Below are 12,736 nucleotides of genomic sequence, written 5' to 3' on the forward strand. Positions count from 1 at the left end.
ATCAGGCTAGGGTGCCGGCCAGCCACCAGGCCAGCGCACTGGTGAGGGCACCACCGCCGAACAACACGGCGTAGACCGTCTGCAAGCGCGGCGCGGTGAACGCCCAGCAAAACGCCCAAAGGAACACCAGGAAGGCCAGCAGCATGACGGCGGTATGCGCCTCGCCATAGGGCGCGCCCGCTTTCACTGCTAATCCGATGGCCAGCGTGCTCAGCCCCCACACAAAGGCATAGCCACCGAGCAGGCTCGCGGCAACGCGGGCCGCGATCAGGGGGACAGGAAGGGCGTGGGTGGACATCGGGCGGGCGGTCAGACTTGCGGTTCTATCTGATTAGACGAATGAGATCGGAAAAGAGGAACACCGTTCAGGGATTCGTCTGGCGATCCCAGGCCAGGAACGCGGATTCGAGACCGGGCAGATACGGCGCATACGCACGCCAGCGCTCGACCGACCGGGTGTAGATCGGCTGGCGCACCTGCCAGCGGCTCGGCGTCTGCACCGCGCGCTCGGCCTTGTGGAAGTCCAGGCAGCGCGCATCCCAGGGCGCGCCCAGAAACGCAACCAGCTTGCGCGCCTGCCCTTCCAGATCGGCCACCGTGTCTTCGTAGCGCAGTTCCAGCATCTTGAGCGGCAGATGCACGCGCCAGTGCGCCATCAGGCGTTCGTACTGCTGGCGGAAGAACGCGAGGTCGGAAAAATCCGTGGCGTACTTCTGGTCCGGATTGAAGTTCTCCATCCAGATCGACAGCGCGTTGTCGCGCGCGTCACGCACGCAATGCACGACTCTAGCGTTGGGGAACAGCACGGCGGCGAAGGCGAGCTGGAAGAAATTGAGCGGCGACTTGTCGCTGATGCGCAGCCGCCCCTTGGGCGCGCCTTCGCGCAGCGCCTTCAGATATTCGTGCGCACGTTCGCGCGAACCCATCTCGTCGAGGTTGCCCGCGGCCTGCCAGGGCTCCTCGTTCTCGCCCGCACTGCGCGAAGCAATGCGCGACAGGTCCGGCAACTCGCCGGCGCCGTGCAGCAGCGGATGCGAGGACAGCACCTGCTCGGTGAGCGTGGTACCGGAGCGCGGCAGGCCGACGATGAATACCGGCTGGTCGGTGCCCAGCCCCAAGCGCCGATACGCGGCGAAGAAGTCGCGCGTGTAGGTCTGGATGATGCGATCCACGCGCGTGCTCAATGCGTCGCGGTCCAGCGCACCCGTCGCGCGCCGGCGTGCTGCGTTCGCGGCCAGACCCGCCTGCGCGGCCTGCACATAGTCCTTGCGCCGGTCGTGGAACTTGGTCAGGCCGTAGCCGATCAGCGCAATGGCCTCGTCCGGCGGCGCGCTCGTAGTACTCGTAGCCCGGCTGGGTCCCAGCGTGGGAGTGCCTTGAATGGCACTCCCTGTTACGCACAACCGCGCCGAAGGTGAGCCGGGGTCTTCGAGCGCGGCACCGCCCCCGGCTTCGCTGCCGCGAAACCGGGCTACGCATCCGGCCAAGGCTGCTTCGGCATCGGCGAGCAGCGTGGGGTCCGGGGCGTCCTTCACCAGCGCAAGGTACTGGCCCATCGCCTGCGCGTGCGTGGGCCGCAGCGCGAGCACCTGTCGATAACAGCCCAGCGCACCTTCGGCCTCGCCCAGGTCTTCGAGCGTGCGGCCGAGCCCGATCCAGCCTTGCACATGCTGCGGGTCCAGCCCCAGCGCCTGCCGGAACAGCGACTCGGCGCGCTTGACCTTGCCGGATTGCGAGAAGTGCTGTGCGAGGCGCGAGCGCGCACGGGCGAGCTGCGGATCGTGCTTCGCCGCGCGCTCGAAACATTCGAGCGCGTCTTCCAGTTGGCCTGCGTCAATCAGCAGATTGCCGAGATTGAGATAGGTCTCCGCGCGCGACGGATCGATCAGCAGCGCATTCTTCAGCGCCGTGAACGCACCCGATGCGTCGCCGAGCTTGCGCAGCGCGGTGCCCAGGTTGTGCCAGCCATCGGCGTGTTTCGGATCGGCCTGGATCGCCTCGGTGAAGCAACGCGCGGCGTCGTCGAGCCGGCGTTCCGCAGCGTAGACGCGGCCCAGGTCCGACCACGACCGCGGATCGTCCGGTACCAGTTCGCAGGCGCGCCGTGCGTGGCGCTCCGCCGGCAGGAACTCGCCGCGCACCGACAGCAACTGCGCGAGGTGGCGATGGGCTTCGGCGCTGTCCGGCTCGGCGGCGATCTGCGCGCGGCAGGTCGCCAGGGCGCCGTCCATGTCGCCGGCCTGCAACCGCCCCTGCACCTGATCGAGCACACCCATGACGCGGACACTTAAATGCGAATGCGTCGCATAATCGCACATGGGGTCGTGACGGTAAACACAGCGTGCGGATCGGCGCTCGCCGCGATGCGCAGTCCAGCGCCACGGCACCGCCGCAAGCGGCAGTGCAGCGAGCAGGTACAGGCGCGATCTCTTGCCCTCTACACCAGCAAGGTGCCGACGAGCCGGTCGGCATATTCGATCAACCCGCTCATTTCCGAGCTACCCCCCATGCCTTGACACCGGACCTCTACCGCGGCCTACGCCTCGGCACGCTCCAGCGCCTCATAGGCCGCACGAAAGCGCGGGGCGAAGTCTTCCAGGGTCGTCGGCATCACTTCGACCGGTTCCGGCGGCGTCGAGTGGGTACCGGTCGACAGCCACTGCGCCATCTCCGCCATCTGCTCGGCCGCGTCCGGCGAGAAGCCTGCGTGGAGCATCGCCGTCCGTGCCTCGGCGACATCGGACTGGACGTACATGAGATCCGGGCGGCCGATCGCGCGTCCGAGGATGGTCGCGGCTTGCTGGAAGGTGTAGTGGCGCGGCGCGTGCAGGTGCAGCACGCCGCATGTTTTGGCGTCGAGCAGTTCCCGCACCACGATCGTGGCGATATCGGGTGTCGCGACCATCGGCACGCCGATGTCCGAACGCTCCAGGGACGGATACACACCGAGCGAGGCGATCGTGCTGGCCGCGAGCAGATGGTTCTCCATGAAGTACCCGGGGCGCAGGTGCAGCAGTTCCAGGTTCGGGATCGCGTCCAGCCGCTGTTCCTCCTCGTGCAGGCCGACGATGGGGCCGGTGCCCGCCGGCAGTTCGCCACCGATGCTCGAAAGATTCACCACACGTCGCACGCCGGATTGCGCGATGGCCGTGGCGATGGACCTGCCCAGCTCCGCCTGCGCGCGGCGCAGGTCTGGCGCGCCGTAGTCGGTCGGGATCATCACGTACACGGCGGTCGCACCCGCGAAGGCTTGCGTGAGGAAGCCGGCATCGCGGGCATCGCCGACGGCAAGCTCGGCGTCTAGTTGATGCAGCGGAGCGAGCGATGCTGCGCTGCGGCCGATGACGCGAACCGGCACGCCGCTTTGATGCAATGCGCGCACGGCCTTCGACGTGATATTGCCGTTTGAACCCATGAGTACGTACATGACGGTTTCCTCTGTCTTGATGGTGTCGGGAAGCGCATCGTGGGCGTCTCGATTGTTTCGATAAATATCTCTTAATAGAATTCACCGTGAAGTCGTTCTGAACAGTGCAAGCCCGATGGATCTGGTAAAGCTGCAGGTGTTCGTCGCGGTGACGCAGGCGGGTTCGTTCACCGCGGCGGCGGATCGTCTCGCACTCACGAAATCGGCCGTGAGCCAGGCGGTGTCGGCGCTCGAGCGCGAACTCGGGATTCAGCTCCTGCAGCGTTCGACGCGGCGTGTCGCCATCACCCAGGCCGGCGAGGCCTTCCTCGCCGATTGCCGCGCGCTGCTGGCGCAGGCCGGGCAGATGGTCGAACGCGCGCGGGCGCGACAGGGCGAGCTGTCCGGACTACTGCGGATCACTTCGTCGATCGACGCCGCGCCCTTCGTCGCGCCGCTGATCGCGGAGTACGCGGCGCAACATCCGCAGATGCGGGTCGAGTACCTGCCCACCGACGAGCTTGTCGACCTGATCCGCGAGAACATCGATCTGAGCCTGCGCATCACCGGTGTGCGCGATTCAGGCCTGCGCGCCGTGGGCCTGGCCGACATGCAGATCTGGTGCGTCGCTTCGCCGGACTACCTGAAAGCGCACGGCACACCCAAGCACGTCGAAGACCTGGCGGCGCACGAATGGATCGGATTCACCCGCCTCGCCAGCCCCTGGTCATTGCGCTTTCGCGTCGGCCGGCGCGACGTCACGGTGCGCGTGCGGGGTCGGCTCAGCACCTCGATGACCTCTGCCGGGCGCGCCTTGGCGATCAGCGGGGCAGGGATAGTGGGCGCGCCGGACTACACGCTGCGCGCGGACGTGGAGGCGGGCCGGCTGGTCCGGCTGTTCCCGGACGCGCGGCTGCCGGCGCTGTCGCTCTACGCAGCCTGGCCCGGCCGCATGGAACCTGCGGCGAAGACACGCGCGATGATCGAGCTGGCCAAGACGCGCTTGGGCAAACGCCTGCCGGCGGATGGGTGACCGATGTCGGAAACAAGGTCGCGGGTCTTTCGCGAACGGGAAGCGGGTCTGATGGAACGCAAGCTCCAGGCGCTGTCGGACCCGTCTCGAAACGATCGCCGGAGAGGGGGATCAAGCACTGGCGATTCGAATTCCAGGCCGGCGATCAGGCCAGCTCCGTCCAGGCCTTTTCGATCCTTGCCGCGCGCGCCTGGGCAGCCAGCGTCAACAGCTTGCGGTCGCGCTGCCAGCGCGCAGCCGCGGACGGGTCCGCTGCGGCGTTCGATGTCGAACCCCAGTGCGAATCGGCCTCTGCAACGAGCTGTTCTCCAAGCGCCATGGTTCCCGCAAGGGCGACGTGCGTGGTGGCGGCGGCCGGGTCCAGCTCGGCGGTGGTGCTGAACGCCAGCAAGGCGGCGACCGCGCGCTCGGTCCATTGCCGCGGCCATGCGAGCCGTCGGGATTCCCGGACCAGGTAGGCCAGTACGCCGGCGTGCACGTGCAGGTCTTCGACGGTACGAAACGGTTTCACGTAACGGGAGTAGCCGTCGCCGGGCAACAGCGCCGCCGCGGGCAGGGCGACGCGATCGAAGTGCAGCCGTGCGTGGGGCACCTCGGGCACGAAGGCGGTGGGCGGCATGGGCTGGATCTGCAGTCCCGCCGTGTCCGCCGGAACCTGGACCAGCCGGATGACCGGACGTTCGCCGCCGCTGCGACCGTCTCGGGCGGCGACCAGAAACAGGCCGCCGTCCGGTCCCAAGGTGGTCCAGCGCTTGGCACCGCTGAGGAAGAATCCGCCGGCACCGTCGTCGGTCAGCGTGGTGTGCATGGCGCGTGGCGCCGTGCCCTGTTCCTCGGTCACGCACAGGGCGGTCACCCGGTCGGCCGCAACGGTGGGGACCAGCGCGCGCAGCGCCGCCTGATAGGCCGAAGCGAACGCCCAGCCGACGCGGTCGGCGCAATAGCCTCCAACGATGGCGCGCTCTACCGGACGCGGCCATGCGGGCTCCAGGTCAAGGTATTGCTCCCACCACGCCGTCACCGTATCGCAAGGCTGGGCGGTGGGATCGTCGGTCAGCAGCAGGCGCAGCAGGGCAGGGGTCATACCGCGCAGTTTGACGCAGCCGGCTGCATTCAGGTCATCTGCCGCGGTGCGCCTGACGAGGCCTCAGGGGCTGGCGATCCTGAGCCAGTCCCTGCCGGGTTGCCGCTGCACTCGAACCCGGCGATGGGCGGGTTCGTAAATGTAGGTGAGGTAGCAATGCAGGCGCGGATCGCTCAGATGCCGGGGCGCAAAGATCGCCAGGCAGTCGCCGTCGCACCGCGCCGAGCGCGTGATCAGGCCCGCATGACGATCACGGATGCGAAGCCCGATCGACTGGCACAGCCGATAGTCGGACGGATGAACCAGGTCGGGTGCCTGTTCGACCTTGCCCCTGAGATCGAACACCAGCGCATCGACCTCCACCCGGTACACCTTGCGCTCGCGAATCACCGGCTCGCCCTGATCGAACCCGGCATCCTTGAGCTGGATACAAAAGTGGTACACGGTTTCAAAGACGGTGGTTTCCAGCCGGGGCGAGCCGTACCACACGCCGAAGCTGCCGTCGCTGTAGCGCGTGGCGGTCCATGATCGGGAGAACGGGAAATCGATGGCCGCCAGGTAATGCTTCTCGAAGGCGCGGTTCAACGCCGGCAGGGGATCACGCGGCTTGGTATGGCTCTCAAGCCGGATCGCAGCCTCCCAGTCGGTCGGATTGGCGGACAGATCGTCGAACAAATCCTGGCTGACCCGGATCGACACCACGTTGCGATAGGCGTCGTCCCTGAAGTAACGAGGCGTATCCAGCAGCGATGTCGCCTGGTGACGCTTGCCCCGCATCGCCTATTGTCCGCGCAGGTGGTCCAGGTAGCCACGCAGCGCGACCAGTCCGGGCAGTCCTTCTTCGGCGATGACATCCACCGGGCGGCGCCCACCCAGCGCCCGGTTCGCCGTTGTCGGCCAGCGATAGGCGAGGTCGCGGTTGTGCGGAAACAACAGGCGCAGCGACTTGTGGATTCCCAGCAGATTGCCCACCCGGTCGAGCAGATCGCGCTGATCCGCCAGCGCCGCGCCCTGGGCGTAGCGGCTCAGCGTCGTGCGGGTGTTGGCCGACAGACCCAGCATTTCGCTGGCCTTGGCCTTGTCCAGTTGCCACAGCTCCAGCAGCTTGACCACCTGCCTGGCCAGCGCCTTGCGTTCGGCCTCGGTGAACCGGCCACCGGAGCCATTGGGGGTGCGGGCAACGTCGTCGATCAGCGGTTCCATGGTTGCCTCCTGCTGTCATGGTACGAAAATCGTACCAGTGCGAACAAGGGCAGATGGTCAGCCGAGACGGCACCGGACCGTGCCGAATCTGCGCGCAAGCGCGCGGGAGGAGGCCGTCCTAAAGCGGCTTGGTGTAGTCGGCCAGAGCCGGAAAGATTTGCGCGTCCTGGTGGAAACAGCCTTCCTCGTAGGTGGCGATGGCGGTCCGTTCACGGATGCGCCAACCCTCGGCGTGGCGTGCCAGCACGTCGTGGTAGTAGCCGCCCAGGATCCAGTTGGCGCGACTTCCGTCCCGCAGAATCTGTACATGCACGGCGTGTACCGTGCTGGTGGTGCGTGCCAGTTCGCCGTCGAACTCGATCGCCGGCGGCGACACCAGATGCTGCGTTGCATAACACCGCTCGTGGAATGACATGGCCACCTCGATTCCGCCCGGCATCGAGAATTCGACGAACTGCCCCAACAGGTAGTAGTGCTGCCGCGCATGGTCCTCAAACACCTGGGGCAGCAGCTCGCGATGGCGTTTGTGATCGTAGGCGCGCGCAACCAACTGGATGGTTCTGGTGATCGCGAGCTCGTCTTCGCAGCGTGCGTCCGGCATTGCGTGGTCCTCAAATATTCATCGGTCAGAGCACGGCATTGAGCACACTGCCGGCGACGTTGTCGAAGGAGGCGTCTCAGGCAAGCTGAATCGAATGCCCTGCGTCAATGGTCAGGATCGAGCCGTTCATGTGGCTGGAGGCGTCGCTGGCCAGCAGCAGCAGCGGGCCGTCGAGTTCTTCGACGCGTCCGAGCCGGCCCAGCGGATGACGCGCCACCAGCGCACGGCCGGCGTCGGTATCGAACAGCGACGAGGACATTTCGGTGTCGAAGTAGCCCGGCGCAATTGCGTTGGCGCGGATGCCCTGTCCGCCCATGTCGCGCGCGATCGAACGCGTGAGCTGGTTGGCAGCGGCCTTGAGGGTGCCGTAGGTCGGCACGCCCATCAGCACCACGTCGCCGATGATCGAGGTGACGTTGACGATGGTGCCGGGCTCGCCGGCGGCCAGCAGCCGGCGCGCGAAGCTGCGGCAGGTGCGCATCATGCCGCTCAGGTTGACGTTGAGCAGGTTCGCCCAGTTGTCGTCCTTGACGTCCGGGAACAGGCCGAAGTCGACCTGCGCGGCGCTGTTGACCAGCAGGTTGACGCGGCCGAAAGCCTGCTCGGCGGCATCGAACATGGCCTCCACCGATTCGGTGCTGCCGACGTCGCCGGGCACCGCCACCGCCTGCCCGCCGTCGGCGCGGATGGCGGCGGCGACCTGTTCCAGGCGTTCGCCATTGCGTGCCACGCAGACCACCCGGGCCCCGGCACCGGCCAGGGTGGTGGCGAAGCGACGGCCCATGCCGGTCCCGGCGCCTGTGACCAGCGCAATTTTCCCATGCAGTGAAAACAGTTTCTCGATGTCAGGCATGTCTCAATCTCCGATGGATCAGTCGCGGCCCAGGCGGGGCATGGACCACGCGCGTTCGCGCAGAATCTGCTGGCGTTCCTGCGTGGACACGCGCGCCGCCGACGCGGGAAGCGCGTCGCCGAGCTGGGCGAGCTTGACCTTGCGGATCGTCGGCACGGGCAGGGAGTCGGCCTCGTAATAGCGGATCGAGATCAGGCCCTTGTCGTGGCCGCCGGCATCCAGCCAGTTGGCGACGCCGGGATCCTGGTGCGAGATCACAGCGCGAAACACGCCGCCCTCCTCGACCCGGGCCTGATGGCCGTTGAGCGAGGTCTGGCGCAGATGGTAGTCGCGCGCCTCCCACCAGTGACTGCCGATCTGGACGTTCCAGTACTCGGTGTTGGGCAGCTTGCACTCCAGGATCAGGGCCTCGTCGAGCGCGCATTCGTAGGGCCCCTTGCCGTACTGGATGGCGCGCCAGCCGTAATCGATGCCATCGAACGCCAGGGTGTTCGGCGGCGCCGCGTAGTAGGTCTCCACCGACTTGCGGAAGATGGCGGTGGCCTGCCGCAGGAAATCGCAGAACAGCGCGCAGCGCTCGCGGATCTGGTTCTGCGTCAGCGGCGGCGGCGGATAGACGGCGTTTTCGTTGACGATCACCAGACGCGCGGCCTGCTCGGTGTTCCAGTCGTAGAAGTACTGGCGGAAGATCAGCTCGCCCGGACCTTCCGGCAGTTCCAGCCAGTTGCGCGCATCGGCGGGGCGCTTGCGGCTGAGCACGATGTCGACATGGTTGTTCGGTCCGACCACAGCCTTGGGCAGCCGCGCGTGCAGGGTCCACTCACCGAGCCGCGCGAAGTGATTGCGCCGCGATTCGATGTCGAACATCTTGGCCGTGCCGCGATCGCCGCTGACGCGATACACGTTGTCGCCGTGCACCGGCGCCCATTGGTAATGGCAGTCTGCCGATGGCAGACCCCATTGCAGGCGCGTGCTGAGCAGCTGCAGAAACCGCGGGTAGTTCGGGTTGGACTCTTCCATCGTGATCGGCAGCGCGCCGGCGATCAGGCGCGTGAGGTAGCGCAGGCCTTCGGCGCGTGTGAGGTCATCGGTCACGCGCGGATCGTTCCAGACCAGGGCCTCCATCTCGCCCATGGCCTTGACCACTTCGCGCCAGATTTCGGGCCGGGTGAATTTCAGATGTTCGAAAGACGTGTGTTCAGTCATCCTGCGGTCTCCGGTCATACGCTGACGTAGTCTCGAAAGCGGTCGTTGTAGGCGGCAAAGCGGCGGTCGATGGTGCCGGGTGCATAGCCGTAGTCGGCCGCCGAATAGGTGTAGTGCCCCAGGTAGTGCGGCGGTCGGGTTTCTTCCCAGGCCTTGATCTGCTCCAGGGTTCCCGGGCTCAGGCTGCGGCCGAGCCGCTCATAGATGCGGCGCACCACGCCAACGGCATCCTGCAGGACCTCGTCGTAGCGCACGTCGATGATCCGGTCGGGCGCGAGCTGATCGCGCAGCACCAGATAGCGATCCATCAGCCGGCCGAAGTATTCGAGCATGTCGTCGCCGAGCAGCTTGCGGTCGACATGATCGCTGTGGATGCGGCGCATCTCTTCGACCAGTCCGGCGATGGAGGGCAGCAGGCCGTTGACGTCGCGATGACAGTGCACCAGCACTGCGTCCGGGAAGGTCTCCAGCAGCACGTCGATGAAGCCGGTATGGCAGGGCGATTTGAGCACCCAGGAGCGGCCGCGCGCGCCGCCGTCCTGCCACTGCAGGTACTGCATCTGGCTGTGCAGAAAGCGGTACTGCGGGCGCAGATCGCCGTTCATGGCATGGTCGTAGAACGAGGGCATGCGTGCGAACAGCCACGTCACCACATGCTCGAAGGAGCCCTGCATCAACAGCACTTCCTCGTCGGGTTGCTGCGCCTCGGTGGGATGGCGCGCCACGAAGCCCGGGAACTGTTCGCTGAGCATGGCCACCGCCGCCTCCGCCGCCTCGATACGACCGACCGGGTTGCCCGGCGCTTCGTCCGGAAACGGCGCCGGGTTCAGCATGCGCCAGTAGATCATCGCCTGCGATTGCGGATCGGTCGCCAGGATGCGCAGCAGCTTGGTGGTTCCGGTGCGTGGCAGGCCAAGAATGATCACCGGACGGGTGATCTGCTCGTCGAGGATTTCCGGGTGCTCCTTGACGTCGCGCACGTAGCGCAGCCGGTTGACCAGCATGTTGAGCACGCCGCCAAAGGCGAGCTGTTCGCCCATGGCGCTGAGCCGTGCCTCGCGGTTGAAGCCGTCGATCAGCACCTGCAGTCCGGTCATGAAATGCGGATCGCCGAAATCGTCCAGGCCCGCCAGTGCGCGCGCTGCGACAAGCAGGTCGGGTACGGTTTTTGGGACTTCGGCAGTCGGCGCGGTCTCGGTCAAGTTCGTTCTCCTCTATTTTTTCTTTGGCGGCCTCTATGGGACACAGATGTCTCGGCGATGCAATGGCTGGCCCGGTGCAGCTCCGTCAAGCGCCGTCATCCGGCCGACCCCCTCGGCAAGTTTGGAGCTGCGGCCATCGAATACGGCTTCGAGGGCGTCGCGCGGGGTCAGCCGATGAACTGATCAAGAACGGGTCCGCGTTTCGGCTCGGCAGGGAGAGGCCCCATGCTCCGGAAAGTTGGACAGGGACACCCGACGCGCTTCAACCCTTGAGAACGTCGGCCGTGTGCATCGTGTCCAGGTACTCCTTGACCGCCGCGATCTTGCCGTCACGGATCTCGATCAGGAAGTGATACTGATTGTTGTAGGTGCGCCCATTGCCGAGCACGCCCAGCGACTCCGCTTCGCAGGCGACGAAGTTGCCTTCGGCCACCATCCCTTTGGGCGTGATGGCCAGGCCGTCGCGGGTCGTCGGCACCAGCGAGTTGAGCAATTCGCCGATCTCGGCCTTGGTCTTCAATCCGCAGATGGGAAACAGGTCCGGCTTGCCGCCGATCCACCAGGTCGCGTCGGCGCTCATCATGTCGAGCGCGCCGTCGACGTCCTTGCGACCGAAGTGGGCAAAAAAATCAGCGACCAGCTGCTTGTTCGCATCCAGACTCATGACATTCCTCCATGCCGGTATCCGGCTCGTTGTCGAACGCATCGGTGAACGATCAGGTTGCTCATCGCAGCTTCGTTGATCGCTGGGCAAAGGCTTTCTACGGCGGCAACGACGCATGTGCCCGCCGAATCACTACCGCCACCGCTTACTCTGTCAGTAATTCGGGCCCGTAGATTTCACAGAAATCCGTTCCAGCGCTTTCAAAATCGTCCGGTCTCGGCAGGTCCGCGGGTTCCCAGCTCAAGCTTCCACATCGTCTGGAACCATACGATCAGTATATGCTCGACGATCACAGTGCCATCGTGCGGAACAGACATGCACGTCACCCATCCCGATGGCCTGCCTGCCATCGATGCGTATCAGCGCGTCTGCGGCGCGCGGCCGACACTGGTTCGAAGAGGTCGGCCCGAATCCGGCCTGTGCCTGTACCGCTGGGGAATCAAACCGGTACGCGAGGCACTGGTGCCGCGGATTCGCGAGGTCACGCTGACGGTGCATCTGGGTGGCGCGCCGCGGGTCAGGGCGTTCACGGACCGTGGCCTGACGCGGCGCTACTCCAGGCCTGGCGACATCACTCTGATCCCGCGGGGTCAATCGATCCGCTGGCTGGTCGACGGCGGTGCTGATTTCGCCACGATACACATTCCGGTCACCTCGGCTGCCTATTTCGAGGACCCCACGCTCGATGAAGTGCTGGGTCTGACTGAATGTCTATTCGCGTTCAGGGACGATTACGCGCTGGCGAGCACCAAGGCTCTGATTCAATCGGCCGATGCGGCGGGTGAACTCGACCGGCGCTACACGTCTCGGGTGCTGGAAGCCCTGGCGATGCATGTCTCGCGCGTTCTGAAATTCGCGGACGCCGAAAGAGTCAGACTGTCGCAAGAGCATCGGGAGATGCCGCCCGCATTTCCGGCGGCACCGGATTTTCATCGTCTTGCCGCCATGATCGACCGCCGTCTTGGCGATCCGCTGACCGTTCACGATCTCGCGGATTTTGCCGGGCTGGGTCGATCGAGATTCTGCGACGTGTTCACCGCTCATTTCGGCATAAGTCCGCACCGGTACATTTTGCGCCTCAGGATTGAACGGGCCTCGCATCTGATCCGGTCCGGCGCAAAGAGCATGACCACCATCGCCTACGAGACCGGTTTCTGCAGCGCCGCGCATTTTTCGACCGCGTTCAAGACCTGTACCGGGCTTTCACCGAATGCCTACGTAAAAAAGGGGAGGGCGAATGCGGAGAAGAGTTGCGATGCCAGACCACCCGCTACCGATCCGTCGTTACTCGCCCAATAGACTTCTCCGGTCTGAACATCGTGTCGAAAACGATGCGATGCCCGGACTGGCGACGCCTGCGGATATCTCGGGGGACGACGTTGAAGAATCCCTGCTGAGATCTTCCATCAGACGCAAGGTCGCCGTCACGAGGAATGCCGAGGCACCGCGACTGGAGCCAGGCCTGGCAGCGGGTCGGCGTATTC

13 protein-coding genes are annotated in these 12,736 nt (G+C 65.7%); 2 read left to right on the forward strand and 11 right to left on the reverse strand.

Going from position 1 to position 12,736, the window contains the following annotated elements; all coding sequences use genetic code 11:
* Position 1: 1 nt before the first annotated feature.
* The 3 genes from ACOOHP_RS08690 to ACOOHP_RS08700 form a co-directional block, all read right to left on the reverse strand.
* Positions 2–298, reverse strand: coding sequence for an iron uptake protein (locus ACOOHP_RS08690; protein ID WP_420466055.1), 297 nt, complete (start codon positions 296–298; stop codon positions 2–4).
* A gap of 67 nt (positions 299–365) precedes the next feature.
* A complete protein-coding gene (locus ACOOHP_RS08695) occupies positions 366–2,276 on the reverse strand; it encodes a tetratricopeptide repeat-containing sulfotransferase family protein (RefSeq protein ID WP_420466056.1) in 1,911 nt (636 codons plus the stop codon).
* A gap of 260 nt (positions 2,277–2,536) precedes the next feature.
* Entirely contained in the window at positions 2,537–3,427 is an 891-nt protein-coding gene (locus ACOOHP_RS08700; RefSeq protein WP_420466057.1) for an NAD(P)H-binding protein, read from the reverse strand.
* 115 nt (positions 3,428–3,542) lie between these two features.
* On the opposite strand from ACOOHP_RS08700, the gene ACOOHP_RS08705 reads away from it, so the two are divergent.
* Positions 3,543–4,439 carry a LysR substrate-binding domain-containing protein gene (locus ACOOHP_RS08705; RefSeq protein ID WP_420466058.1) on the forward strand — a complete coding sequence of 299 codons (897 nt, stop codon included), beginning with the start codon at positions 3,543–3,545 and terminating at the stop codon, positions 4,437–4,439.
* A 145-nt stretch (positions 4,440–4,584) separates the two neighbouring features.
* On the opposite strand, the gene ACOOHP_RS08710 is transcribed toward ACOOHP_RS08705, so the two are convergent.
* From ACOOHP_RS08710 to ACOOHP_RS08745, 8 genes are all read right to left on the reverse strand, one after another.
* Positions 4,585–5,523 (reverse strand): acyl-CoA dehydrogenase family protein, encoded by a 939-nt coding sequence (locus tag ACOOHP_RS08710; RefSeq protein ID WP_420466059.1) that lies wholly within the window; start codon positions 5,521–5,523, stop codon positions 4,585–4,587.
* Positions 5,524–5,586: 63 nt separating this feature from the next.
* Positions 5,587–6,300, reverse strand: a complete 714-nt coding sequence (locus ACOOHP_RS08715; RefSeq protein WP_420466060.1) for an RES family NAD+ phosphorylase — start codon at positions 6,298–6,300, stop codon at positions 5,587–5,589.
* A 3-nt stretch (positions 6,301–6,303) separates the two neighbouring features.
* Positions 6,304–6,726, reverse strand: a complete 423-nt coding sequence (locus tag ACOOHP_RS08720; RefSeq protein WP_420466061.1) for an MbcA/ParS/Xre antitoxin family protein — start codon at positions 6,724–6,726, stop codon at positions 6,304–6,306.
* Positions 6,727–6,844: 118 nt separating this feature from the next.
* Positions 6,845–7,327, reverse strand: a complete 483-nt coding sequence (locus tag ACOOHP_RS08725) for a nuclear transport factor 2 family protein (RefSeq protein ID WP_420466062.1) — start codon at positions 7,325–7,327, stop codon at positions 6,845–6,847.
* Between the two features lie 76 nt (positions 7,328–7,403).
* On the reverse strand, positions 7,404–8,180 hold the full coding sequence (locus ACOOHP_RS08730) for an SDR family NAD(P)-dependent oxidoreductase (protein ID WP_420466063.1): 777 nt from the start codon (positions 8,178–8,180) through the stop codon (positions 7,404–7,406).
* Positions 8,181–8,198: 18 nt separating this feature from the next.
* The gene (locus ACOOHP_RS08735; RefSeq protein ID WP_420466064.1) at positions 8,199–9,386 is read right to left on the reverse strand and encodes a hypothetical protein; all 1,188 of its coding nucleotides are present in this window, start codon (positions 9,384–9,386) and stop codon (positions 8,199–8,201) included.
* A gap of 14 nt (positions 9,387–9,400) precedes the next feature.
* A complete protein-coding gene (locus ACOOHP_RS08740) occupies positions 9,401–10,588 on the reverse strand; it encodes a sulfotransferase family protein (RefSeq protein ID WP_420466065.1) in 1,188 nt (395 codons plus the stop codon).
* A gap of 262 nt (positions 10,589–10,850) precedes the next feature.
* Complete coding sequence (locus ACOOHP_RS08745; protein WP_420466066.1) at positions 10,851–11,252, reverse strand: nuclear transport factor 2 family protein; 402 nt, start codon at positions 11,250–11,252, stop codon at positions 10,851–10,853.
* A gap of 315 nt (positions 11,253–11,567) precedes the next feature.
* On the opposite strand from ACOOHP_RS08745, the gene ACOOHP_RS08750 reads away from it, so the two are divergent.
* Positions 11,568–12,551, forward strand: coding sequence for a helix-turn-helix domain-containing protein (locus ACOOHP_RS08750; protein WP_420466067.1), 984 nt, complete (start codon positions 11,568–11,570; stop codon positions 12,549–12,551).
* The last annotated feature ends 185 nt before the right edge of the window (positions 12,552–12,736 follow it).

This window comes from Panacagrimonas sp. (assembly GCF_965216805.1).
Lineage (GTDB): Bacteria > Pseudomonadota > Gammaproteobacteria > Nevskiales > Nevskiaceae > Panacagrimonas.